Below are 24,851 nucleotides of genomic sequence, written 5' to 3'. Positions count from 1 at the left end.
GTCGACGCGCCGGCGGTCATGCCGTGACGTCGATGAGGACCTTCCCGACCGTGTCGTCCTCGACGGCGGCGTGGGCCGCAGCCGTCTCAGCGAGCGGGAACACCGTCAGCGCTAGACCGTGGTCTTCGCCGACGGCGAGCGCGCCGTCCTCGATCGCTGCGGTGATGTCCTCGGCCGCGGCGTGGAGCGCAGCGTCACCGACCGTGTAGAGCAGCATGAACTGGAGCCGCGTGTTGAGCCCCATGTGCGGACGGATGTCGAGCGTGATCTGGTCACCGCCGTTGTTGGCGTAGCTGACGACCGTGCCGCGCGGGGCGAGGACCGCCTGGTCGAGGGGGAGGTTCTGCGCGATCGCGACCTCCACGACGAGGTCGACGCCGTCGGGTGCCACCTCGCGGATCGCCGCGGCGGTGTCGCCCTCGCGGTAGTTCACGACGTGGTGTGCTCCCGCGGCGGTCGCGAGGCGGGCCTTCTCGTCGCTGCTGATGGTGGTGATGACCGTCGCGCCGGCCCAGCGGGCGAGCTGGATCGCGGCGTTGCCGACGGCGCCGGCACCACCCTGGACGAGGACCGTCCGGCCGTCGAGGGCACCGGGGGAGAGCCGGGCCGGGCCGTCCTGCGCGACGGTGAGGGCGCGGTGCGCGGTCATCGCGGGGACACCGAGGCTGGCACCGAGTTCGAATGACGCGGCGTCGGGCAGGGGGACCACACGGGAGACGGGCTGCACCGTGAACTCCTGGGCCGTGCCCAGCGGGCTCTCGTGCGCCGCGAGGTACACCCAGACGCGGTCGCCGACGGCGAAGGTGGTTGTGGACACCGCGTCGCCGGCGGCCGGGCCGACCGCCTCGATCACGCCGGCGCCGTCGAGGTTCGGGACGACCTGGGGGAAGGGCATGCCACCCGAGGGGCCGCCGCCGCGCCTGGTCTTCCAGTCGGTCGGGTTGACGCCGGAGAACGCGAGCTTGATGCGGACCTCGCCGGGGCCGGGCTCGGGGAGCTCGCGCTCGACGAGGCGGAGGACGGACGGGTCACCGTTGGTGGAGTAGACGATCGATCGCATACCGGGGCCAACGTCTCCGCCGCGCGGAAGATTCCGCGGTGGCACTTCGACAGGCTCAGTGACCGGGAGGGGTTCGCTCAGTGACCGGGAGGGTTCGGCCCACCGACCGGGGAGGGGATACCCGTTCCCTGAGCTTGTCGAAGGGCCCCCGGGGTGACGTTGCGTCTCGGGAGGCTTCTGCGTGTGGCACTTCGACAGGCTCAGTGACCGGAGGATGTTCGCTCAGTGACCGGAGGATGTTCGCTCAGTGACCGGGTGGTGCTCGGTGACGGGGGAAGGGATGCCCGTTCCCTGAGCTTGTCGAAGGGCCCCCGGGGAGCGTTGTAGGTCGGGAGGCTCCGGTGTGTGGCACTTCGACAGGCTCAGTGACCGGCGACCGGTGCCGCCTCAGGCTCGGGCGGCGTACTGCTCCCGCGCGATCCCGGACGCGTCCGCAGCGAGAGTGTCCGCATGGTCGGTGCCGTCGCCGGCCCCCACTGCAGCCCACGCCGGGCGAGTGCCGCTGAGCGCCCAGGCCGCCTGGACGGCTGCGCCGTCCGCCACATACTCCCCGGGTGCCGGCACGACGACCGGCACGCCGAAGACCTCGCGAGCGATCGCCTGCACCGCCGGGTTCTGCGCCGCACCACCGATGAGGAGCACGCGCTCCGCCGTGACGCCCTGCGCGAGCACCGCGTCGAGGCCGTCGGCGAGTCCGCAGAGCAGCCCCTCGATCGCCGCTCGGGCGAGGCCCTCGCGCGTCGTCGACTCCAGGGTCATGCCGAAGAGGGTCGCCGTCGCGTCCGGCCGGTTCGGGGTGCGCTCGCCCTCGAAGTACGGCTGGAGCACGAGTCCCCGTGCCCCGGCCGGGGCCTCGAGCGCGAGTCGACCGAGTTCCGTGTGGTCGACGCCGAGCAGCGCGGCCACCGCGTCGAGGATCCGAGCGGCGTTGAGCGTCGCGATGAGCGGCAGGAACGCGCCGTCGGCCGAGGCGAACCCGGCGACGGTGCCCGAGCTGTCGCGGACCACGGCCGGCGTCACGGCGAACACCGTCCCGCTCGTGCCGATCGACACGACGACGTCGCCGGCCGTCGCCCCGAGCCCGAGGGCGGCTCCCGCGTTGTCGCCGGCGCCCGCCCCGATGACGGTGTCCGGCCCGATGAGGCCGCCGTCGACACCGGTCCCGGCGGGCTCCTCCGGCGCGAGCACGCGCGGGAGGATCGCATCGTGGCCGAGCGCTGCCACGAGCAGCTCGCGGTCGTACTCGCCGTCGGTGGGGGACCAGTACCCGGTGCCGGAGGCGTCGGAGCGGTCGGTCGTCAGCTCGGCGAGGTCCGCGCCGAGCGGGCTCTCGTCGGCCGGACCGAAGCCGCGCAGACGCCACGTCAGCCAGTCGTGGGGGAGTGCGACGGCGGCGACCTCGGCGGCGTTCTCGGGTTCGGTGTCGCGCAGCCAGCGCAGCTTCGTGATCGTGAAGGAGGCGACGGGGACGCACCCGGTCCGCTGGGCGAGTTCCGCAGCGCCGAACTCCGTGATGAGGTCAGACGCGGCCTGCGCGCTCCGGGTGTCGTTCCAGAGGAGTGCCGGACGGATGACGCGTCCGTCGACGTCGAGCGCGACCATGCCGTGCTGCTGGGCCGCGACCGACACCGCGGCGACATCGGCCAACCCGCCGGCGGCGGCGGCCGCCTCCTGCAGCGCCTGCCACCACGCGGCCGGGTCGACCTCGGTGCCGGCGGGGTGCGCCGCGCGTCCTTCGCGGACGAGCGCTCCGGTCTCGGCGTCGCGGATGACGACCTTGCAGCTCTGGGTGGACGAATCGATGCCGGCGACGAGCGTCATCGCTCTCCCTGTTCTCGGTGGTGGGCGGTCGGGTGACCGCCGGGTCTGCTGTGGGGTGGAACGCGGAACGGCGTTCCGCCCCCGATCCTCTCGGATCAGGAGACGGAACGCCAGGTTCGCAGGTGTCGGTTAGCGCGCACCCATGAGGTGGTCGACCGCCAGCTGCTGCAGGCGGACGAACCCGAAGCCCTTGCCGCCGAAGTAGGCGGCGGCGTCGAAGTCCTCGTACGACGAGCGGTCGGCGAGCAACTGCTCGACGGTCTCGCCGGGGTTGAGCGTCGGCTCGCGCAGCTCGGGCACGCGGGCGGCGGCCAGCGCCTCCTGCACCTCGGGGTCGGCGCGGAACGCCTCGGCGCGCTCCTTGAGCAGCAGGTACATGCGCATGTTGGCGGCTGCGGAGTCCCACACGCCCGTGATGTCCTCGGTGCGGCTCGGCTTGTAGTCGAAGTGACGCGGGCCGTCGTACGCGGGGCCGCCGTTCACGCCACCGTGCTCGAGGAGGTCGACGAGCGAGAACGCGTTCTGCAGGTCGCCGTGACCGAAGACGAGGTCCTGGTCGTACTTGATGCCCCGCTGGCCGTTGAGGTCGATGTGGTAGAGCTTGCCCTGGTAGAGCGCCTGGGCGATGCCGGCGGTGAAGTTGAGGCCCGCCATCTGCTCGTGGCCGACCTCGGGGTTGATGCCGACGAGCTCCGGGCGCTCGAGGGTCTCGATGAACGCCATCGCGTGGCCGAGCGTCGGGAGCAGGATGTCGCCGCGGGGCTCGTTGGGCTTCGGCTCGATCGCGAAGCGGATGTCGTAACCCTTGTCGGTCACGTAGTCACCGAGGAGGTTGACGGCCTCGCGGTAACGCTCGAGGGCCGCCTGCACGTCCTTCGCGGAGTCGTACTCGGCGCCCTCGCGGCCGCCCCACATGACGAAGGTCTTGGCGCCGAGCTCGGCGGCGAGGTCGAGGTTGCGGAGCACCTTGCGGAGGGCGAAGCGGCGGACGGCGCGATCATTCGAGGTGAAGCCGCCGTCCTTGAAGACGGGGGCGCTGAACAGGTTGGTGGTCACCATCGGCACGATCACGCCGGTGTCGGCGAGCGCCTGCTTGAGACGGTCGATCTGCTTCTGGCGTTCGGCGTCGGTCGAGCCGAAGGCGAAGAGGTCATCGTCGTGGAAGGTGAGGCCGTAGGCGCCGAGGTCGTTCAGGCGGGTGACGGCCTCGACCACGTCGAGGTCGGGGCGGGTGGGGCCACCGAACGGGTCGGTCCCGTTGTAGCCGATCGTCCAGAGGCCGAAAGAGAACCGATCGGCTTTGGTGGGGGTGAGGCTCATGCGTGCAGTCCTTCAACGTCGTTGGTGAGCGGATGATTTGTTGTTAACCACAACTTATGGTCGAGACTAGCAGATCGTCGGCCGCGCGTCACCGGTCGAGTGTCGCGAAATATTTCGTTAGCATGGGCAGAACTTCTCGCTGCAGAGACGGCCGTCCGGCCCGACGGAGCGGGATCGGAGGACTCGGATGAGCGACGACCCCGCGGCGCAGACCGCTGGACACGGTGCCGGTGGCGGGCGCGCGACCCTGTCGCGCATCGCCAGGGAGGCCTCCGTGTCGGTGTCGACCGCCTCGAAGGTGCTCAACGGGCGACCGGGGGTGTCGCCGGACACCCGGGAGATCGTCGAGCGACTCCTGGACCGCCACGGCTACAGTCGCCGCGGTGCCGAGCTCGCGCAAGGTTCGCTCATCGAGCTCGTCTTCGAGTACATCGACAGCTCCTGGTCGCTCGAGATCATCCGCGGTGTCGAGAAGGTCGCGCGTCAGCACGGCATGAGCGTCACCCTCACCGAGACGGGTGCCCGGCGGTCGACCGGCGAGGGTTGGGTCGAGAGCATCATCTCGCGGAAGCCGGTCGGGGTCATCCTCGTGTTCTCGGACATCGACCCGGCGTACCGGCGCCAGCTCCACACGCGCAACATCCCGGTCGTCGTGGTCGACCCGGCGGGGGACCCTGGCCCGGAGGTCGCCGCCATCGGCTCCACGAACTGGTCCGGCGGGATGGCCGCGACGCGCCACCTCATCGAGCTCGGACACCGCAGGATCGGGCTGATCTCGGGTCCGCAGGACCTCATGTGTTCGCGGGCGCGGGTCTCGGGCTACCGGTCCGCGCTCGAGGAGGCCGGGATCCCGCTCGACGAGACCATCCTGCGGCGCGGTGAGTTCATCCCGGAGGCCGGACGCGTCCTGGCGCTCGAACTGCTGCAGCTCGAGGACCGACCGACTGCGATCTTCGCCGGCAACGACATGCAGGCGTTCGGCGTCTACGAGGCGGCGCGCTCGCTCGGGATCTCGATCCCGGAGCAGCTGTCGGTCGTCGGGTACGACGACGTCCCGCCGGCCAAGTGGGTCGGCCCGGCCCTCACAACCATCCGGCAGCCGCTCATCGAGATGGCCGAGGAGGCGACCCGCCTGGTGCTGAAGCTCCGGTCCGAGACGGTCGACAACATCCGCCTCGACCTCGCCACCTCCCTCGTCGTCCGGGGTTCGACCGCAGCCCCGCCCACCCCGTAGCCCGCGAACTGTCACTCGCTGCTAGTCCGAGCGGCGGGGACCGTGCCGGAGTGACAGTTCGCGGGCAGGGGTGGGGGGTGCGGGCTCGTGCGAAAAGTTTCCAATGCGGGAGAGGGAAGTTGCGGGGAGACAGGCGGCGGGGCTAGCTTCAGGGCACCGCAGCGAAGCGATCCGGAACCCCGGGGCCGCAGCTGCGCGAGCATCTCGGGAGCGTTGCACATGGCGGGAAGCGGACGGCCGGAACTCCGGGTCGCGATGATCGGATACGGCTTCATGGGAGCCGCACACTCGCAGGCCTGGCGCACCGCACCGCGCTTCTTCGACCTCGACGCGGAACCGGTCATGGCGACGATCGTCGGCCGCAACGCCGAGGCACTCGAGGCAGCCCGCGTGAAGTTCGGCTGGGAGTCGGCCTCGACGGACTGGCGGAGCGTCATCGCCGACCCGTCCATCGACATCGTCGACGTCTGCACGCCCGGCTCCTCGCACGTCGAGATCGCGATCGCCGCCCTCGAAGCCGGCAAGCACGTCCTCTGCGAGAAGCCGCTCGCCAACAGCGTCGAGGAGGCGGAGCTGATGGTCGCCGCGGCCGAGGCGGCGAGGGCCCGCGGCGTCCGCTCCATGGTCGGCTTCAGCTACCGTCGCGTGCCCGCCATCGGGTATGCCCGTCAGCTCATCGCGGAGGGCGCGCTCGGGGACGTCCGCCAGATCCGCGCGCTCTACCTCCAGGACTGGCTGAGCGACGCCGAGGGTCCGATGACCTGGCGCCTCGACAAGGACCAGGCCGGTTCCGGCTCGCTCGGCGACATCGGCGCGCACGCCATCGACCTCGTGCAGCACCTGACCGGCGCCCGACTCGACACCGTCAGCGGGACGCTCGCGACCTTCGTCACCGAGCGACCGCTCCTCGGCGAGACCGTCGGCCTGAGCGGGACCGCCTCGGACGAACGCGGCGCGGTCACCGTCGACGACGCCGCCTGGTTCACCGCGAAGCTCACGGGCGGACTCGCGGACGGCGCCATCGGTGCCTTCGAAGCCACCCGCTACGCGACCGGCCGGAAGAACGCGCTCCGCATCGAGCTGAGCGGCTCCCGCGGAGCCATCGCCTTCGACCTCGAGCGGATGAACGAGCTCGAGGTGTACGACGCCACCGCTCCCGCCGGCAAGCAGGGCTTCACGCGCATCGTCGTGACCGAGCCGGAGCACCCGTACATGACCGCCTGGTGGCCGACCGGCCACGGGATCGGCTACGAGCACCCGTTCTCCCACCAGGTGCGGGACCTCGTCCAGGGCATCACCGGCGGCACCGATCCCGAACCGTCCTTCGCCGAAGGCCTGCAGGTCCAGCGGGTCCTGCGCGCCGTCGAGTCGAGCGCCGCGAACGGCAGCGCCTGGACGCCCACCGACTGACCCGACCACATCGCACCATCAGCAGCAGCACCCACCAAGGAGAGAACGCAATGACGCTTCGTACTTCATCCCGCCGACGGACCCGACTGGCCGCAGTCGCCCTCGGCGTCTCGGCCCTCATGCTCGGCGCGACCGCCTGCTCCAGCGGCGGTGGCGCCCCGAGTGGCAGCGCCACCCTCTGGGGCCTCACCGGCACCGACGAGGACACCGTCCTCGGCCCGTCGCTCAAGGAGTGGAACGGCGCCAACGCCGACGGCCAGGTCGCCGCGACCTACTTCCAGAACGACGCTTACAAGACCAAGATCCGCACGGCCGTCGGCGCGGGCAGCGCCCCGACCATCATCTACAGCTGGGCGGGCGGCACCCTGAACTCCTACGTGGACGCCGGCAAGGTCGCCGACATCACCTCGGAGACCGCGGACGCCAAGGGCAAGTTCCTCGAGTCCGTCTGGAACCAGGGCGTCATCGACGACAAGGTCTACGCGGTGCCGATGAACGCCACCACGCCGATCATGTTCTATTACAACAAGGACGTCCTGAAGGCCGCCGGCGTCGAGGTCCCGACGAACTTCGACGAGATCATCGACGCCATCCCCAAGCTCAAGGCCGCAGGCGTGGCCCCGTTCTCGCTCGCCGGTGCGTCCAAGTGGCCGTCGCTCATGTGGGAGGAGTACCTCGTCGACCGCGTCGCCGGCCCCGAGGCCTTCAACAAGATCATGGCCGGTGAAGCCGACGCGTGGAGCGACCCCGGCATCATCGAGGCGAACGAGAAGATCCAGGAGCTCGTGAAGGCCGGCGCGTTCGTCGACGGCTACGCCTCGGTCACCGCCGACAGCAACGCCGACGTCGCCCTGCTCTACACGGGCAAGGCCGCGATGATGCTCCAGGGCGCCTGGGTCATGACGACCTTCAAGCAGCAGGCGGCCGAGTTCGCCGAGAAGGGGCTCGGCTACACGACCTTCCCCGCCGTCACCGGTGGCAAGGGCGACCCGTCGAACATCGTCGGCAACCCGTCCGGGTACTTCTCCATCTCCGCCTCGGCGACGAAGGAGCAGAAGGCCAGCGCGCTGAAGTACCTCACCGAGGGCGTCTTCGACAAGGGCTACATCGACCGCATGGTGAAGGCCGGCCAGGTGCCGCCCATCACCGACATCGACGCGGAGATCGCGGACGCCGGCGGCGACTTCGGCACGACCGTCTACGACCTGACGAAGAACGCCAAGAACTTCCAGATGTCGTGGGACCAGGCGCTCCCGCCCGCACAGGCGACCGCGTTGCTGACGAACCTCGACCAGCTGTTCAACCTGCAGATCACCCCGCAGGAGTTCTCCGACAACATGAACAAGACGATCGGACAGTGATCTCCCGATGACCGTCACCCGTCCATTGAACGGGGCCCGAGGGGCCGGTGCGGCAGCGATGCGCCGCCGCACCGGCCCCAGCGGCTGGATGGTCGCGCCGGCGCTGGGCTTCTTCCTCGTCTTCGCGATCATCCCGCTCATCGTCGCCCTGTACCTGAGCTTCACCCGCTGGGACGCGATCACCGACCCCGCGTGGGTCGGCCTCGACAACTGGGCATCCGTCCTCGTCGACCCGGTCGCGATCGACGCCCTCGTCCTGACCCTCAAGGTCATCGTGATCTCCTGGATCGTCCAGACCCCGATCAGCCTGCTGCTCGGGACCTGGACCGCCGGCAAGCAGCGCAACCGGGCCGTCCTCGGCGCGATCTTCTTCCTGCCGCTGCTGCTGTCGTCGGCGGCAACCGCCATCGCGTTCAAGGCGATCCTGGACCCGAACTTCGGCCTGTCGGCGTCGCTCGGCATCCCGTTCCTCAAGCAGGACTGGCTCGGCAACCAGCAGCTCGTGCTCTTCGTCGTGATCTTCATCATCGCGTGGCAGTTCGTGCCCTTCCACACACTCCTGTTCCAGGGCGGCGTGCGGCAGATCCCGGCGTCACTCTACGAGGCGGCCGAGATCGACGGGGCCGGGACGGTCAAGCAGTTCTTCCACATCACGCTCCCGCAGCTGCGGTACACGCTCGTGACGTCGTCCACGCTCATGATCATCGGTTCGCTCACCTACTTCGACGTGATCTTCGTGCTCACCGGCGGCGTTCCGAGCGCCGGCACCCGCATCCTCCCGATCCTCATGTACGTGACGGGCTTCTCCGCGAGCCAGTTCGGGCAGGCGAGCGTCATGGCGATCATCCTGGCCGTCATCGGTCTCGCCATCGCCCTGCTGCTCACCAAGCTCAGCGGCTTCGCGAAGATGGACAGCCAACAGGAGGGCCTGTGATGTCAGCGACCAACCGACTCACCAAGCCCGGCACCCTGCCGACCGGGAGCCTCGACACCGTCAGCGTCTCGACCGCCGGGTCCAAGCGCGGACGCCCCGGCGAGCACGAGACGCGAGGCAAGCGCCCCCGCGGTGCCCGCCGCAAACCGAACATCCTCGGCGGGATCGGCGCCTGGATCTGGCTGCTCATCATCGTGCTGCCGATCTACTACATCGTCATCACGAGCGTGCGCCCGCAGGCCGGGTTCTTCTCGAGCAACCAGCTCATCCCGCCCACCGACCCGACCCTCGACGGCTACGCCCTCGTGCTACAGAGCGACTTCTTCCTCTACCTCGGCAACAGCGTCATCATCACCGTCGCGAGCGTCGCCGTCACCGTGTTCGTCTGTCTCATGGCGTCGTACGCGATCGTGCGCACCAACTCCCGGTTCACGCGGGGAGCGTTCTCGTTCTTCCTGCTCGGCCTCGCGATCCCGCTGCAGGCGACGATCATCCCGCTGTTCTACATGCTCAGCAAGGCGGGGCTCTACGACACCCTCCTGGCGCTGATCCTGCCGTCGATCGGCTTCGCGGTGCCCGTCACCGTGCTCATCCTGTCGAACTTCATCCGCGACATCCCCAAGGAGCTGTTCGAGTCGATGACCGTGGACGGGGCGTCGAGCTGGCGGACCCTCGTCTCGCTCGTCCTCCCGCTCGCCCGGCCGGCGATCGTCACCGTCGCGCTCTACAACGCGCTCAACGTGTGGAACGGCTTCCTGTTCCCACTCGTGCTCACGCAGTCGCCGAGCAACCGGGTGCTGCCGTTGTCGCTGTGGACGTTCCAAGGGTCGTTCAGCGTGAACGTGCCGGCCGTGCTCGCCGCCGTGGTGCTGTCGACCCTGCCGATCTTCATCCTGTACCTGTTCGGCCGACGCCAGCTGATCAGCGGCATGACCGCCGGCTTCAGCAAGTAGTGCCGGTCGCGACCCGACCGGACACCCGACCATCCCCTGAGAGGAACACATGACTGACAAGCAGGCGCTCGTGGTGCGAGGCGGCTGGGACGGGCACATGCCCGTCGAGACGACCGCGGCCTTTATCCCCTTCCTGGAGGCGAACGGGTTCACCGTCCGCGTCGAGGACGGGACCACCGTCTACACGGACACCGACTACCTCGACACGGTCGACCTCATCGTGCAGATCAACACGATGAACACCATCGAGCCGGAGGAGTTCGCCGGCCTGCAACGCGCCGTCCTGAACGGGACGGGCATGGCCGGTTGGCACGGCGGGATCGCGGACTCCTACCGCAACAACGCCGACTACCTCCACATGATCGGTGGCCAGTTCGCGCACCACGCCGGCAAGGACCCGGCCGAGCGGACGGGGGAGCAGTCCGACAACTACATCCCCTACACCGTCCACATCACCGAGTACGGCCGGACGCACCCCATCACGGAGGGGATCGAGGACTTCGACCTCGTCACCGAGCAGTACTGGGTGCTGAGCGACGAGTACAACGACGTCCTCGCGACGACGACGCAGGAGGTACGGCCCTGGGACGCATGGAACCGTCCCGTCACGGCGCCTGCCATCTGGACGCGGCAGTGGGGGAAGGGTCGGATCTTCGTGTCCGCTCCAGGTCACCGCATCGAGATCGTCGAGGACCCGAACGTCCGCACCATCATCGAAAGGGGCCTGCTGTGGGCAGCACGCTGAACGGGATCGTCGAAGACCGGTGCCAGAACGCCGGCCGCGCCATGATCGAAAGGGGGCTGCTGTGGGCAGCACGCTGAACGGAGTGTCCGAGACCACCGGAGGGTCCGTCCTCCGGGTCGGCGTCATCGGCGTCGGCAACATCTCGAAGCAGTACTTCGCCGAGTTCCCGAAGCTGCCGAACCTCGAGCTCGTCGTCGTCGCGGACCTCGACCTCGCCCGCGCCGCGGAGGTCGCCGCCGAACAGGGCGTGCGGTCGTCGAGCGTCGACGAGCTGCTCGCCGACCCCGAGGTCGACGTCGTCCTGAACCTGACCATCCCGGCCGCGCACGCCGAGGTCGCGCTCCGAGCCCTCGAGGCCGGCAAGCACGTTTACGGGGAGAAGCCGCTCGCGCTGTCGACCGCCGAGGCACGACCGGTGCTCGAGCTCGCGGCGGCGAAGGGCCTCCGCGTCGGCAGCGCGCCGGACACCGTCCTCGGGTCGGGCGTCCAGACGGCGCTCGCCGTGCTCGACAGCGGCGCCATCGGTCGGCCGATCGCCGCGGCGGTCGCCTGGAGCGCCCCCGGCCATGAGCTGTGGCACCCGGCCCCCGCGTTCTACTACCAGCCCGGTGGCGGGCCGCTCCTCGACATGGGGCCGTACTACCTGACGAGCCTCGTGTCGTTCTTCGGTCCCGTCGTGCGGGTGTCGGGGGCGGTCGCGCGGTCGGATCGCGAGCGGTCGGTCGCGACCGGAGCGCTGGCCGGGACGCCGATCCCGGTGCACGAGGAGGTCGACACGCACGTCACCGCGATCCTCGAGCACGAGAACGGGGTGGTCTCGACCGTGACGGTCTCGTTCGAGGTGTGGGCGAGCCGCGTGCCGCTCTTCGAGGTCTACGGGACGGGCGGGACGGTCGCCGTGCCCGACCCGAACCGGTTCTCGGACCCGGTGGAGATCGCGACGGCCGACGACCGCACCTGGCGTGCCGTCCCCGACAGCGCCGGCTTCGTCGACGCCGGCCGCGGCGTGGGCCTGTCCGATCTGGCCGAGGCCATCGAGCAGAACCGACCGCATCGGGCCTCGGGCGACCTCGCGTTCCACGTGTTGGAGATCATGGAGGCGATCATCGTCGCCGGTCGTGAGCACCGCGTCGTGGAACTGACCAGTACCGTCCCCCGCCCGGCACCGGTGCTGCAGCCCGCGACCGTCGCCTGAGTTCCTCCCCTGCCCGCGAACTGTCACTCGGCGCTGGTCCGGGCGGCTGGAACTGTGCCGGAGTGACAGTTCGCGGGCAGGCGCGGGGACCGGTCGGTGTGCGAGGATGGGCTGATCCGAGCACACATTTGGGGGAATGATGTCGTTCACACGAGCACACCGACGTCCGGTCGTCACCGTCCTGGCGCTCGCCGCAGCACTGGCGTTGGCCGGATGCTCGGGCGGCGCTGGGGCATCGACGCCCGCACCGACCGAGACCGCGATCACGACGGCCACGCCGACACCGTCGCCGACGCCGACACCCACCGGTCCCGACCTCGCCGATCCCGCGTCCTGGATCGTGTCGTTCACCGGGGTCGGCCCCATCGAGGTCGGCGCACCGATCGAGGGCACGGCGTCGTTCATGACCGCCTTCACCGTCGCGACGCAGGAGCCGTGCCCCTGGGTGACCGCCTACGCCGCCGACGGACTGCCCTCCGTCTGGCTCCCCGATCCGCAGAGCACCGGCGTCGTGAACCAGATCGTCCTGCAGGCGTGGGGCGGGCCGGCGTCTGCGGCGGTCTCCTCTTCGCCGATGACCGCTGAGGGCGTCGGCGTCGGATCCACCCTCGAGGAACTCCGGGCCGCCTACCCGGCGCTCACCGAGCAGCAGGGCAAGTACGCCATCTTCTACGCCGTCACCGACGACGCCGGACACTGGATCAACTTCTCCGTGACCGACGACCTCGTCGACGGCATCGTCGTCCGCGACGAAGCGAAGATCGACAGCGAATACTGCGGCTGATCCGCCTCAGCGGGCGATGGGGACGACCCGGACGTCGATGAGCGCGCCGTCTTCCACCCGAGCGGTCATCATCGTGCACTCCGGTTGACGACGGCGGTCCGTCGGCGACCCGGGGTTGAGCAGACGCAGACCGGCGGGGGAGACCGAGTCCCACGGGATGTGGCTGTGCCCGAAGACCAGGACGTCGGTGTCGGGGAAGGCCTCGTCGGCCCGTCGCTCGCGACCGGTCGCCGCCCCGGTCTCGTGGACGACAGCGAACCGCAGCCCGTCGAGCTCGAAGCGCGCGACCTCGGGAAGACGCGCGCGGAGGTCGGGGCCGTCGTTGTTGCCGAAGACGCCGACGAGGCGGGCGGCGCGGGCTTCGAGGGCGTCGAGGGTCGCCTCGTCGACCCAGTCACCGGCGTGGACGACGACGTCCGCTGCGTCGACGGCGGCCCAGACCGCGTCAGGCAGGACCTTCGCCCGCTTCGGCAGGTGGGTGTCGGCGAGGAGGAGCAGCGAGGTCGGCATGTTCCCACGGAAGCGGATCGCGCCGACGCCGTCAACCGGGTGGTGCTCCCGCGCCCGTCGACCCGCTCGGGACCGGCGCTGGTCGAGCGGCGCCTTTCGACAGGCTCAGGGACCGGACCGGACTCAGGGACAGGACCAGGGACAGGACCAGGCTCGGGGACCGGGCCGCGGACCGCCGTTCACGGACACTCACGCAGAGTGGGCGACTAGGGTGATCCCATGCCCGCAACCGACCTTCGTTTCTCCGGGAGGATCGCCGGCTACGGCACCACGGGCGGCGTCCGCATCGTCCTCGGGCTCTGGTCCACCTCGCCGTTCGGCTCCTTCGCCGACGCGATGATCGAGGACTCCCGCGGCAAACGCCTGTTGCTCGCGCCGACGCAGGAGATCGCCGACTTCATCTCCTCCACGTACACCTTCGACGACGTCGAGATCGGCACCGTCGGCTGGACGCGCCTGCCGACGGGGCTCCGCTTCGTGGGCGGTCCGCTCGACACGACCCTCCGCATCGGTGGGAGTTCGCCGCTCGGTCGTGCGCTCCGGGTCGTCCCCAAACCCGTGGCCGTGAACCCCGTCTGGCTGCAGACCATCGACCCCCTCGCCCGCGTGCTCCAACCCGGCGCCCGGACGGCGGGCTCCGCCGGCAACGGTCGACGCGAGTACTACGGCGTGACCGGCGCTCGCCGCATCACCGCCGCCACCGCGAGCTGGTCCGGTGCGGACCTCGGCACCCTCGCCAGACTCGACCCGCCCGTGCGCTTCGGCTTCGGCTCCGCGCCGGCCGACCCGCACCTCGTCGACATCGTCACCACGGTCCGCCAGCCGGCGTGAGCGGCTCCGGGGTCGCGCGGCTCACCCGCTAGCCGGTGCCGGCGTCGTGGCAGGAGGAGATCCGCTCGGTGGCAGGACGTTCCTCAGCCGGACGTCCTGCTGCGGTGCCGATCTCCTGCTGCCGTGCCGCTGGGTGTTCAGCCTCGGCGGACCATCCAGACGTCGACCTCGTCCTCACGTTCGAGCGTGAAGCCGTGGCGCTCGTAGAGGCGGCGGGCCGGGCTGCCCTGCAGCACGTTGAGACGGAACGGGCGCGGATCGCCGTCATCGGACAGGAGCTGCGAGAGCACTGCGGTGCCGAGGCCAGCGCCCTGGTGCTCGGGCGCCAGATAGAAGTGCTCCACCCACCGCTCGCGGGCTTCCGGACGGAGGGCGACCAGCCCGGCCGTGACGCCGTCGACCTCGATCACCGAGGTGTGCTCCGGGCGATATCCGTCGAGGAAGCGCTGGCGCACGCGGGTCTCGTCGTAGCGACCGAGGCGCTCGAGGTCGGGCCGCATGACGACGGCGCGCAACTCGGCCATCCAGGTCGAGTCGTCGATGGTGGCGGGGCGGAGTGTCCAGGCGGCGGGCATCCGTCCAGTCAACCATCCACGGCTGACGGCGGGTGAACCTGCGTGTGCCCGGATAGGGAACACTGGAGGGATCGAGCAGAGGGTGTGTGTGTGAGCGAGTCGACAGCGGTCGGGGCGGGTCCGGCGGGCGGATCCGGCATGGGGAGCGGACTCGACTCGGTGCGCCGTCGCAACCTCGGGCGGATCGTCGAGCTCGTGCACCAGGGCGGGGTGCAGTCGCGGTCGGCGCTCACGAGGACGACCGGCCTCAACCGGTCCACGGTCGCCGCGCTCGTCACGGAACTCGCCTCGATCGGCATCGTCACGGAGTCGGTCCCGGTCGGCGGACAGGGTGTCGGCCGGCCGTCGCCACTCGTTTCAGCCGGCCCGCGAGCCGTCGCCTTCGCGGCGAACCCGGAACTCGACGCGATCACGGTGGCGGCCGTGCGACTCGGCGGCGAGGTCCTCGAGCGCGTGCGTCGCGAGGTCGACATGACACCGACGGCGGCCGAGGCGACGGCGATCATCGCGGAGTTGGTCGAGGAACTCGCCGATCGACTGCCCGACGAAGCGCGCGGTGGCGGCGGGATCGGGCTCGCGATCCCCGGTCTCGTCCGGGACGCCGACGGCGTCGTCCGGCTCGCGCCGCACCTCGGGTGGGTCGACGAGCCCTTGGTCGAACGGCTGCGTGCCGCGACCGGTCGAGCGGTGTTCGCGGCCAACGACGCGAGTCTCGGCGCTCGGGCGGAGCGGACCTTCGGGGCGGGCCGCGGCATCGACGACCTCGTCTACCTGAACGGTGGCGCGAGCGGTATCGGTGGTGGCATCATCGCCGGTGGCCGACCCGTCGGTGGTGCGCGCGGGTACGCGGGGGAGTTCGGTCACACCTCGGCGACGGCCACCGGCAACGCGCTTGAAGACGCCGTCCGGCGCAGTGAGCTGCTGCACGTCGCCGGCCTCACCGCCGGGGACGACGCGGTCCTCGAAGCGGCGCTCGCCGAGGGCATCGCGGCCGATCCGGTTGGGGCGATGCGGGAGGAGGTCGTCCGGCAGGCCAGGACGCTTGGACGGGCGCTCGCCGGGACGGTGAACATCCTCGACCCCGAACTCGTCGTCCTCGGTGGGCATCTCGGGATCGTGCTCGAACTGGCATCGGAGGAGTTGCACGACGCGGTCCGTGAGCGGGCGCTCGTCCCGCCGTTCGAGGACGTCGCGATCGTGCGTGCGGCACTCGGCCAGGACCTCCTGCTCATCGGTGCCGCGGAACTCGCCTTCGATCGACTCATCGCGGACCCTGCCGCCTGGTGATCGTCGCCCTGGGTGCTGCTGTCGGCCTGGTCGTCAGCGCACCGCGCTGGCGTGAGACGTGGTCACCCGGCGTCGGCGCGGTGCGCTGACGCGAGATCGCCCGAATCGGCGTGGGTGCGGGGCATGGACGTCGGCGCGGGTCTCCGGAGGGTAGCGCTCACGCGTGTGACCCGCGCTCACGTCAGCGCACCGCGCTGGCGCCACCACCGGACCACGACCACGAGGGGTCAGAAGGCCGGGCGACCCGTCGACTTCCGCACGATGAGCTCCGGCTCGATCGTTCCGCGGTAGCCGACGGCGTCGACTTCGAGGTTGCCGAGCAATCGCGCGACACAGCGACGCCCCAGCTCGTCGAAGTCCTGCCGCACCGTCGTGAGCGGCGGCCAGAAGTGCGGTGCTTCCGGGATGTCGTCGAACCCCACGATCGACACGTCCCGGGGCACGTCGTACCCCTCGTCGCGGATCGCGTGGATGAGGCCGAGCGCCATCTGGTCGTTCGACGAGAAGATCGCCGTGAAGTCGCGCACCCGCATGAGTTCGATCCCGGCGCGATACCCGAAGTCGGCGGTCCAGTCACCGAGGATCGGCGCGGTCGTCGGCACGTCCTGCGCGCTCATCTCGGCGAGGAACCCGTGCATGCGCGCCTCCGCCTCGATCCAGTCCTGCGGGCCGGCGAGGTGGTAGATGTTCCGATGCCCGAGCTCGATGAGGTGCCGCGTCGCCAATCGTCCACCGGCGACCTGGTCGACGCCGATCGAGTGGTCGTCGAGGTCGCCGCCGGACTGCACCGCGATGAACGGCACCCGCACCTGCAGCTCCTCGATCGCCCGGAACACCCGGACCTGCGGCGCGATGACCACGATGCCGTCGACCGACTGCGCGAGCAGATGCTCGACGGCCGCGACGATCGACGCGTCGGAGACGTCGGGCAGGTTCGCCGTGCTGACGAGGTATCCGGCGTCCTTGCTCGCGTTCTCGATCGCCTGGATCATGCTCGCCGGACCGTACTGCGACCGCTGGCTCGCGAGCACGCCGATGGTCCGCGACCGACTCGTCACGAGCGCCCTGGCCGCGCGGTTCGGACGGTAGTTGACCTCGTCCATGACGGCGAGGACCCGGTCGCGGGTGGAGTCGCGGATGCTCGGGTGGTTGTTGAGCACTCGCGAGACCGTCTGGTGGGAGACCCCGGCCAGGCGCGCGACATCACGGATATTGGGGGCTCGCCCCCGTTCGGCGTCGTCGCTCACGGATTCCTCGGACCTCGATGTGCACGGTCACATTTCGTGCTGCACCCATTATGCACACGCCTCAGGCCCCCGACGGATCGGGTCCCTCGGGGTGCGTGGAGCCACGGAGGGGTCCGCGACGGTACCGTTGGGGGATGGATACCGAAAGCGTCGCCCGCGTCATCGAAGCCACCGACTTCTCGGGCGTCGTGCTCGTCAAGCGCGGTGACGAGACGCTCTTCGAGGCCGCCCGAGGCCTCGCCTCGCGGGAGCGCGACGAGCCCATCACGCTCGACACCCGCTTCGACACGGCGTCCATCACGAAGCTCTTCACCGCCGCCGCCGTGCTCCAGCAGGTCGACGCCGGACACATCGACCTCGACGAGTCGATCCACGAGTACGTCGACCTCGACGGCACCACCATCCGCCGCGACGTCCAGCTGCTCCACCTCCTCACCCACACCTCCGGCATCGCCGACGACGCCGACGAGACCGCCGGCGAGAGCTACGACGACCTCTGGGCCGAGCGCCCGGCCTCGTCCATCCGCGAGACCGCCGACCTCCTGCCGCTCTTCGCCGACAAGGAGCCGCTCGCGGCCCCTGGCGAGGAGGCGAACTACGTCAACGCGGGCTACGTGCTGCTCGGGCTCGCGCTCGAGGGCGTGACGGGGTTGCCCTACCGCCAGCTCATCGAGCAGCAGGTGTTCGCGTTGCTCGGCATGGACCACTCGGGCTTCGTCGACCGCCGGACGGGCGAGCCCGGCCTGGCCGAGGGCGGCGACGTCGACGACGACGGCGTCTGGCACTCGAACGCCGACGCCTTCCCGCCGCTCGGCGGCCCGGACGCCGGTGCGCAGTCCACCGCGGCCGACCTCATCACCTTCCTGCGCGCCGCCCGCGACGCGAAGATCCTCACCGCCGAGCTGACCGAGGAGTTCACCTCTCCGCAGATCGAGGTCGACGAGGAGATCTCCTACGGCTTCGGCTTCGAGTTCGACGTCGACGAGGACGGCCAGGTGCGATCGATGTACCTCGACGGTGTCAACCCCGGCGCGAGCGGCATCGTGCGCACCTACTTCGGCCCGACGGCCGCCGACGCCATCGACGTCGTCGTGCTGTCGAACTCCGAGGACGGCGCGTGGGACGTCATCCGCGCGATCGACGCCGAACTCTAGGCCCCTACTGGGATCGCCGGGGCACATCCCCGGGTTCCGGCCACGCCGATCGAGGCGTACCTGCGCCCCCGGCACGTGCCCGCACGGGCTCACTGAGAGCGCGACCATGCCCCGACAGTCGCCGGTTATGAAAATGAGACCCATCCCGACTTGACATCAGGTGGAGGTCTGGGGCTATCGTGTGACACACAATGTGAACGGTCACATTCGGAGTGACGAGGAAGTCGACGTGGGAACGAAGCGCAATGGAGCGAGCAGGTCGGCGATGAGCCGCCTCCCGATCCACGGCACCGATCGATCCGACCACAGCTCCCTCTCGGCCCGGCTCTCCGCCGGCCACCTCTCCCTGCACCCTCGCCGGCATCACGACGAGGCGTCCGCACCCGCACCCGCGAACGCCACGTAGTCGACGAGCGGCCTCGATGAGCTGGACACATCGAAGCCGACAGACCTGCGCATGACAATGACGTCCAAGCAACTCCCTAGGGAAGGAACCACACAGTGAAGAAGAGAATGCTCCTCGCCACGCTGGCCGCAGGCACGATGGTCGTGTCGCTCGCCGGCTGCTCCGGCGGCGCAAGCGGCGGATCGGGCGGCGGCGAAGGCGACGGCAAGCTCGTCGGCGTCGCGATGCCCACCAAGAGCTCCGAGCGCTGGATCCAGGACGGCAACGCCGTCAAGGAGCAGCTGGAGAAGGAGGGCTTCAAGGTCGACCTGCAGTACGCCGAGGACGACATCCCCACCCAGGTCTCGCAGATCGAGAACATGATCACCAAGGGCGCCTCCGTCCTGATCATCGCCTCGATCGACGGCACCACGCTCACGAGCGTGCTCCAGGAGGCCAAGGACGGCGACATCCCCGTCATCGCCTACGACCGCCTGATCCGCGACAGCGAGAACGTCGACTACTACGCGTCGTTCGACAACTACAAGGTCGGCGTGCAGCAGGCCAACTCGGTCCTCAACGGCCTCGGCCTCGTCGACCTCGAGGGCAAGCCCACCGAGGGCGCACCCGCCGGTCCGTTCAACATCGAGATGTTCGCCGGCTCGCCCGACGACAACAACGCCACGTTCTTCTGGGACGGCGCTCAGGACACCCTGAAGCCGTTCATCGACGCGGGCACCCTCAAGGTCGCCAGCGGCCAGACCTCCTTCGAGCAGGCTGCAACGCTCCGTTGGGACGGTGAGACCGCGCAGAAGCGCATGGAGAACATCCTCACGTCGACCTACTCCGACGGCAGCAAGGTCAATGCGGTCCTGTCGCCCTACGACGGCATCTCGCGAGGCATCATCTCGGCGCTGACCGACGCCGGCTACTCGGTGGGCGACGGCTGGCCCGTCATCTCCGGCCAGGACGCCGAGCTGGACTCGGTCAAGGCCATCGAGTCCGGCGAGCAGTACGCGACCATCTTCAAGGACACCCGCCAGCTGGCGAGCGAAGCCGTCAAGATGGCCGTCGCCGTGCTGAACGGTGAGAAGCCCGAGGTCAACAACACCGAGGACTACGACAACGGCAAGAAGGTCGTCCCGTCCTTCCTCCTCGAGTCGCAGATCGTCGTCAAGGACAACATCCAGGAGGTCCTCGTGGACTCCGGTTACTGGACCGAAGACGAGATCAAGGGCTAGTCAGTCCTGCAACACCCCTTTCGACAGGCTCAGGGAACGGAATCACTTCCGATCCCTGAGCCTGTCGGAGGGCCCGGTTCAACGACGATCACCTGTAAGGAGACACGGTGTCAGGCGAGACCACGAGCATCCTCGCGATGCGCAACATCATCAAGACCTTCCCCGGCGTCAAGGCCCTCTCGAACGTCACGCTCGATGTGCAGCGCGGTACCGTGCACGCCATCTGCGGTGAGAACGGCGCCGGCAAGTCGACGCTCATGAAGGTGTTGTCCGGCGTCTACCCGTTCGGCACCTACGAGGGCGACATCGTCTTCGAGGGCGAGACGATGGAGTTCAAGGACATCCGCGACTCGGAGTCCAAGGGCATCGTCATCATCCACCAGGAGCTGGCCCTCAGCCCCTACCTCTCCATCGCGGAGAACATCTTCCTCAACAACGAGCTGAAGGGGCCGCTCGGCCTCATCGACTGGAACCGCACCAACCAGGAGGCGGCAGCACTGCTCGCCCGGGTCGGTCTGCGGGAGAACCCGACGACCAAGATCCTCGAGATCGGCGTCGGCAAGCAGCAGCTCGTCGAGATCGCGAAGGCCCTCTCGAAGCGCGTGAAGCTCCTCATCCTCGACGAGCCGACGGCCGCACTGAACGACGAGGACTCCGACCACCTGCTCGACCTGATCCTGCACCTCAAGGAGCAGGGGATCACGTCGATCATCATCAGCCACAAGCTCAACGAGATCAAGAAGGTCGCCGACACCGTCACCGTCATCCGCGACGGCAAGACCATCGAGACGATCGTGAAGAACGACGTCACCGAAGAGCGCATCATCAAGGACATGGTCGGCCGCGACCTCGAGCACCGCTACCCGGACCACACGCCGAACATCGGCGAGGAGATCCTGCGCGTCGAGGACTGGACCGCCCACCACCCGCAGGACCCGACCCGCGTGATGGTCGACGCCGTCAACCTCAACGTCCGCGCCGGTGAGATCGTCGGCATCGCCGGCCTCATGGGCGCCGGACGCACCGAGTTCGCGATGAGCCTGTTCGGTCAGTCATACGGCAGCCGCATCAGCGGCAAGGTCTTCAAGAACGGCACCGAGATCCGCACCCGCACGGTGTCGGAGGCGATCGACAACGGCCTCGCGTACGCCACCGAGGACCGCAAGTACTACGGCCTCAACCTCATCGAGGACATCAAGCGGAACATCTCGATGGCCTCGCTGAAGAAGCTCGAACGCGGCGGACTCGTCAACGACAACGAGGAGTACAAGGTCGCTGAGGAGTACCGGAAGAGCATGAACATCAAGGCTCCGAACGTGCTCGCGAAGACCGGGAAGCTCTCGGGCGGCAACCAGCAGAAGGTCGTCCTCTCGAAGTGGATCTACTCCGACCCCGACGTCCTCATCCTCGATGAGCCCACCCGTGGCATCGACGTCGGTGCGAAGTACGAGATCTACACGATCATCAACCGCCTCGCCGCCGAGGGGAAGGGCGTCATCGTCATCTCCTCCGAGCTCCCCGAGCTCATCGGCATCTGCGACCGCATCTACGCCCTCAGCGAGGGCCGCATCACCGGCGAACTGCCGATCGAGGAAGCGAACCCCGAAGCGCTCCTCAAACTCATGACCATGGAGAAGCCCCGCTGACGCGGGCGCGGACGGATCGAAGGAGAACCGCAATGTCCGATCTGGACACCAAACCCACCGTCCCGGCAGGCGACGGCACCGCCGCCGGCGGCCTCGTCAACCCGGCCACCAACCGCTTCACGAGCTGGCTGACCCACATCCTCAGCGACCTCGGCAAGAACGGCATCTTCATCGCCCTCCTGCTCGTCGTCGTGTTCTTCGCCGTCATCACCGACGGCATCCTGCTGCGGCCGCAGAACATCTCCAACCTGATCGTGCAGAACGGGTACATCCTCGTCCTCGCGATCGGCATGGTGATGGTCATCATCGCCGGCCACATCGACCTGTCGGTCGGTTCCGTCGCGGCCTTCGTCGGTGCGGTCTCCGGTGTGTTCGCCGTGCAGATGCAGATGCCGTGGTGGATCGCGATCATCCTGTCGCTCGCCATCGGCGCGCTCGTCGGTGTCTGGCAGGGCTTCTGGATCGCCTACGTCGGGATCCCGGCGTTCATCGTGACGCTGGCCGGCATGCTCATCTTCCGCGGCCTCGCGCTCGTGGTGCTCGGCAACGCCAACATCGGTTCCTTCCCGGCGGAGTACCGCGCGCTCGGCAACGGCTTCCTGAACGACGTGTTCGGTGACTTCCCGATCGACCCGCTCACGCTCGGGATCGGCGTCATCGCCGTGGTCGGCCTCGTCGTGCAGCAGGTCCGTACGCGCCTCGGCCGTCAGAAGTACGGCCAGGACACCGAGCCGTTCCCGTGGTTCGTCGCCAAGCTCGTGCTCATCATCGCGGGCATCGGCTTCTTCGTGTACGCCCTCGCCGCGTACAAGGGCATCCCGGTCACGCTCATCGTGCTGGCCGTCCTCGTGCTCGTCTACGGCATCGTCATGAACCGCTCGGTCTTCGGCCGCCACATCTACGCGATCGGTGGCAACCGTCACGCCGCGGAGCTGTCCGGCATCAAGACCCGCAAGGTCGACTTCTTCCTGTTCGTCAACATGGGCTTCCTCGCGGCGCTCGCCGGCCTCATCTTCACGGCCCGCCTGAACCTCGCCGGTCCGAAGGCCGGTGACGGCTTCGAACTCGAGGCGATCTCCGCGGCCTTCATCGGTGGAGCCGCGGTGCAGGGTGGCGTCGGTACCATCGGCGGCGCGATCATCGGTGGTCTCATCATCGGTGTGCTGAACAACGGTATGTCGATCATCGGCCTCGGCATCGAGTGGCAGCAGGCCGTCAAGGGCCTCGTGCTGCTGCTGGCCGTCGCGTTCGACGTCTACAACAAGCGCCGCAGCGGCGGACGCTGATCCCGAGGTCCGCGACCGCGGAACCCGGATCGATCCGACGCATGGACATCCACCACGGAGGCGAGAGCACCGGCGACCTGGCCGGTGCCCTCGCCTCCGTGCGTGGTGGCGAAGCGACCGCTGAGCCCGACTCCTCGTCGGTCCCGCCGACGGCGCTCGCGATCCGGCGGGACGGCCGGCCGCTGCTCGAGGTGCCCTTCGGTACGGTGCACGCCGTGCTCGGACCGGTGCCGGTCCTCCGGCACCTGATCGCGCGGTTGTCCGGGACGTCCACCGGACCGCGCGGCGCGGCCAGGGTGTCCGGCTCCGAGACGGTGCTCGTCGACGGCAGGCCGGCGCGGTTGTCGTCACGGGCCGCGTCGAGTGCCTCCGGGGTGGCCGTCGTGACGGCCGGGCAGGCCATCAGCTGGTCGCAGACCATCGGTGAGAACGTGCTGCTCGGGTCCGAGCGTGGGGTGGGACTGCGGGAGGCGGTCATGCGGCTCCTCCGAGGGCCGCTCGCCGACCGGACGTCCTTGAGGCAGAGCGATGCCGAGCGGATCCACCGCGCCCTGGGCGTCGTCGGGCTCGACCGTTCACCCGCGGACTCCGCCGGTGTCCTGTCGGTCGTGGAGCGCCGGCTCGTGGAGCTCGCCAGGGCGGTCGCCGCGGAGGCGTCGCTCATCGTGATCGACGACAGTGGCCCCGCACTCCGAGCGGACGAGGTCGAGCGTTGGCGGCAGGCGATGGTCGAGGTGGCCCGAGCTCCTCGAACCGCCGACCCCGCACCCGGTGTCCTGCTCGCGACCGGGGCCGTGACCGGGCTGGCGAGCGTCGCATCGGCCGCGACCGTGATCGCCGTCGGTGGTGACCCGTCGCCCCCGATCCGGCTGTCGGCCGTGGACGGTGAACGCGAGGTGGTCGCCGCGTTGGCCGCCGGGGTGGGCGGCGTCGACGCGTTCCGTCCGCTTGCCGCCGGTTCATCGACGTCGGAGCGTGCCTCGTCGATCGCGTCCTCGGTGACGGCTGCCGGCCTCGCCGTCGAACACTGGACCGCGAGCCACCCGGCGGACCCCGAGCGGAACGTCGTCGACGACCTGTCCTTCACCTGCGCGCCGGGGGAGGTGCTCGGGCTGTTCGGGCCGCCCGACTCCGGTGCGGGGGAGGTGCTGCTGAGCGTCTTCGGACGGTCGTACGGCGCACGGACCCGTGGTTCGGTGGCGCTCGATGGCGCGGTGGTCGACGTCTCGACGACGGACCTGGCGCGCGCCGCGGGGGTCTTGTACACGACCGAGCATCCGATCCGCTTCGACCTCTCCTTCCTCGGCGGGGTGCCGTCGAGCGTTTCCCCGGACGCCCTCACGAGGATGGTCAGGCTCGGTGTGGCCGACCCGCGGCGCGACTACCGGGCGACCACCGTGCCGAGCGGCCTGGTCGCCGCGCTCCCCGGCGTGCACCGCGGGCCGGACGCCGACCAGTTCACCGAGTCGCTCCGGATCATCGCGGACACGCGGGCGCGCGCCGTGCTGCTCGCCGAACCGTTCGGTCGGGCGGGCGCCCCCGGCTCCGAGGACGGGCGTCGGCGGGCTGAGCGGTACGCCCTGATCCGATCGCTCGCGGCGTCCGGCCGGGCGGTCGTCGTCTCGAGCGAGGACCCTGCAGCGCTCGCGGCCGTCTGCGACCGGGTCGTCGCCGTCCGCGCGGGCCGGATCGTGGGGACCGTGGGCGCTGCTGAGGCGCCGGATCCCGAGCCGCTCGACACCCGCGCCGTCATCGAGGCGATGGGCGGTCTCGCATGACTCGAGATCGCATCGCCCTGTCCATGGCCACGGCAATATACAACGTTGTACACTGGAGCGCGGCCCAGCCCTGATCCACCCGGCCGAGCAGCCG

At 69.6% G+C, this 24,851-nt stretch carries 22 protein-coding genes; 16 read left to right on the top strand and 6 right to left on the bottom strand.

All coding sequences use genetic code 11. The annotated features are described in order from the left end of the window. Positions 1-16 precede the first annotated feature (16 nt). The 3 genes from GV015_RS18125 to xylA form a co-directional block, all read right to left on the bottom strand. Entirely contained in the window at positions 17-1,060 is a 1,044-nt protein-coding gene (locus tag GV015_RS18125) for an NADPH:quinone reductase (protein ID WP_159879861.1), read from the bottom strand. A 387-nt stretch (positions 1,061-1,447) separates the two neighbouring features. Then, a complete protein-coding gene (gene xylB, locus GV015_RS18120; protein ID WP_159879859.1) occupies positions 1,448-2,881 on the bottom strand; it encodes a xylulokinase in 1,434 nt (477 codons plus the stop codon). Between the two features lie 129 nt (positions 2,882-3,010). Beyond that, positions 3,011-4,201, bottom strand: a complete 1,191-nt coding sequence (gene xylA, locus GV015_RS18115; protein WP_159879857.1) for a xylose isomerase — start codon at positions 4,199-4,201, stop codon at positions 3,011-3,013. Between the two features lie 187 nt (positions 4,202-4,388). On the opposite strand from xylA, the gene GV015_RS18110 reads away from it, so the two are divergent. The 8 genes from GV015_RS18110 to GV015_RS18075 all read left to right on the top strand — a co-directional run bounded on the left by GV015_RS18110 (position 4,389) and on the right by GV015_RS18075 (position 12,817). Next, on the top strand, positions 4,389-5,435 hold the full coding sequence (locus GV015_RS18110; RefSeq protein WP_079706765.1) for a LacI family DNA-binding transcriptional regulator: 1,047 nt from the start codon (positions 4,389-4,391) through the stop codon (positions 5,433-5,435). Between the two features lie 219 nt (positions 5,436-5,654). Continuing rightward, a complete protein-coding gene (locus GV015_RS18105; protein ID WP_236555534.1) occupies positions 5,655-6,845 on the top strand; it encodes a Gfo/Idh/MocA family protein in 1,191 nt (396 codons plus the stop codon). 50 nt (positions 6,846-6,895) lie between these two features. Next, positions 6,896-8,206, top strand: coding sequence for an extracellular solute-binding protein (locus tag GV015_RS18100; protein WP_159879855.1), 1,311 nt, complete (start codon positions 6,896-6,898; stop codon positions 8,204-8,206). 7 nt (positions 8,207-8,213) lie between these two features. Continuing rightward, positions 8,214-9,140, top strand: coding sequence for a carbohydrate ABC transporter permease (locus GV015_RS18095; protein ID WP_071258845.1), 927 nt, complete (start codon positions 8,214-8,216; stop codon positions 9,138-9,140). Then, on the top strand, positions 9,140-10,093 hold the full coding sequence (locus GV015_RS18090; RefSeq protein ID WP_159879853.1) for a carbohydrate ABC transporter permease: 954 nt from the start codon (positions 9,140-9,142) through the stop codon (positions 10,091-10,093). The genes GV015_RS18095 and GV015_RS18090 overlap by 1 nt, the downstream gene beginning before the upstream one ends. Positions 10,094-10,142: 49 nt before the next feature. Next, the gene (locus GV015_RS18085; protein ID WP_064295003.1) at positions 10,143-10,838 is read left to right on the top strand and encodes a ThuA domain-containing protein; all 696 of its coding nucleotides are present in this window, start codon (positions 10,143-10,145) and stop codon (positions 10,836-10,838) included. A gap of 82 nt (positions 10,839-10,920) precedes the next feature. Next, the gene (locus GV015_RS18080; protein ID WP_159879851.1) at positions 10,921-12,033 is read left to right on the top strand and encodes a Gfo/Idh/MocA family protein; all 1,113 of its coding nucleotides are present in this window, start codon (positions 10,921-10,923) and stop codon (positions 12,031-12,033) included. Between the two features lie 139 nt (positions 12,034-12,172). Beyond that, a complete protein-coding gene (locus tag GV015_RS18075; RefSeq protein ID WP_159879849.1) occupies positions 12,173-12,817 on the top strand; it encodes a hypothetical protein in 645 nt (214 codons plus the stop codon). Between the two features lie 6 nt (positions 12,818-12,823). On the opposite strand, the gene GV015_RS18070 is transcribed toward GV015_RS18075, so the two are convergent. Beyond that, complete coding sequence (locus GV015_RS18070) at positions 12,824-13,327, bottom strand: metallophosphoesterase (protein ID WP_159879847.1); 504 nt, start codon at positions 13,325-13,327, stop codon at positions 12,824-12,826. Between the two features lie 219 nt (positions 13,328-13,546). Here GV015_RS18070 and GV015_RS18060 point away from each other — a divergent pair, with 219 nt between their 5' ends. Then, on the top strand, positions 13,547-14,158 hold the full coding sequence (locus GV015_RS18060; protein WP_064295001.1) for a hypothetical protein: 612 nt from the start codon (positions 13,547-13,549) through the stop codon (positions 14,156-14,158). Between the two features lie 137 nt (positions 14,159-14,295). Here the strand turns inward: GV015_RS18060 and GV015_RS18055 are convergent, their stop codons facing one another. Then, complete coding sequence (locus GV015_RS18055) at positions 14,296-14,733, bottom strand: GNAT family N-acetyltransferase (protein WP_159879843.1); 438 nt, start codon at positions 14,731-14,733, stop codon at positions 14,296-14,298. Between the two features lie 90 nt (positions 14,734-14,823). Between GV015_RS18055 and GV015_RS18050 the strand changes: the two genes are divergently transcribed. After that, complete coding sequence (locus GV015_RS18050) at positions 14,824-16,020, top strand: ROK family protein (RefSeq protein ID WP_236555533.1); 1,197 nt, start codon at positions 14,824-14,826, stop codon at positions 16,018-16,020. Between the two features lie 227 nt (positions 16,021-16,247). Here the strand turns inward: GV015_RS18050 and GV015_RS18045 are convergent, their stop codons facing one another. Continuing rightward, positions 16,248-17,267: a LacI family DNA-binding transcriptional regulator gene (locus GV015_RS18045; RefSeq protein WP_064294998.1), complete on the bottom strand. Its 1,020-nt coding sequence runs from the start codon at positions 17,265-17,267 to the stop codon at positions 16,248-16,250. Between the two features lie 134 nt (positions 17,268-17,401). Between GV015_RS18045 and GV015_RS18040 the strand changes: the two genes are divergently transcribed. From GV015_RS18040 to GV015_RS18015, 6 genes are all read left to right on the top strand, one after another. Beyond that, entirely contained in the window at positions 17,402-18,421 is a 1,020-nt protein-coding gene (locus GV015_RS18040; RefSeq protein ID WP_085512643.1) for a serine hydrolase, read from the top strand. A gap of 265 nt (positions 18,422-18,686) precedes the next feature. Next, positions 18,687-18,827 (top strand): hypothetical protein, encoded by a 141-nt coding sequence (locus GV015_RS18035; RefSeq protein ID WP_158596666.1) that lies wholly within the window; start codon positions 18,687-18,689, stop codon positions 18,825-18,827. Positions 18,828-18,934: 107 nt separating this feature from the next. Continuing rightward, entirely contained in the window at positions 18,935-20,047 is a 1,113-nt protein-coding gene (chvE, locus tag GV015_RS18030) for a multiple monosaccharide ABC transporter substrate-binding protein (protein WP_079706775.1), read from the top strand. A 137-nt stretch (positions 20,048-20,184) separates the two neighbouring features. Then, positions 20,185-21,693, top strand: coding sequence for a multiple monosaccharide ABC transporter ATP-binding protein (gene mmsA, locus GV015_RS18025; RefSeq protein ID WP_064295024.1), 1,509 nt, complete (start codon positions 20,185-20,187; stop codon positions 21,691-21,693). 32 nt (positions 21,694-21,725) lie between these two features. After that, positions 21,726-22,979 carry a multiple monosaccharide ABC transporter permease gene (gene mmsB / locus GV015_RS18020; protein ID WP_085512640.1) on the top strand — a complete coding sequence of 418 codons (1,254 nt, stop codon included), beginning with the start codon at positions 21,726-21,728 and terminating at the stop codon, positions 22,977-22,979. Positions 22,980-23,020: 41 nt separating this feature from the next. Then, positions 23,021-24,757 (top strand): hypothetical protein, encoded by a 1,737-nt coding sequence (locus GV015_RS18015; protein WP_159879841.1) that lies wholly within the window; start codon positions 23,021-23,023, stop codon positions 24,755-24,757. The last annotated feature ends 94 nt before the right edge of the window (positions 24,758-24,851 follow it).

Source organism: Plantibacter sp. T3 (assembly GCF_902506515.1).
In the GTDB taxonomy this organism is placed as follows: Bacteria; Actinomycetota; Actinomycetes; order Actinomycetales; family Microbacteriaceae; genus Plantibacter; species Plantibacter auratus.
The sequence above is the reverse complement of the archived record's forward strand: the minus strand, read 5'-3'. Positions and strand labels throughout refer to the sequence as shown.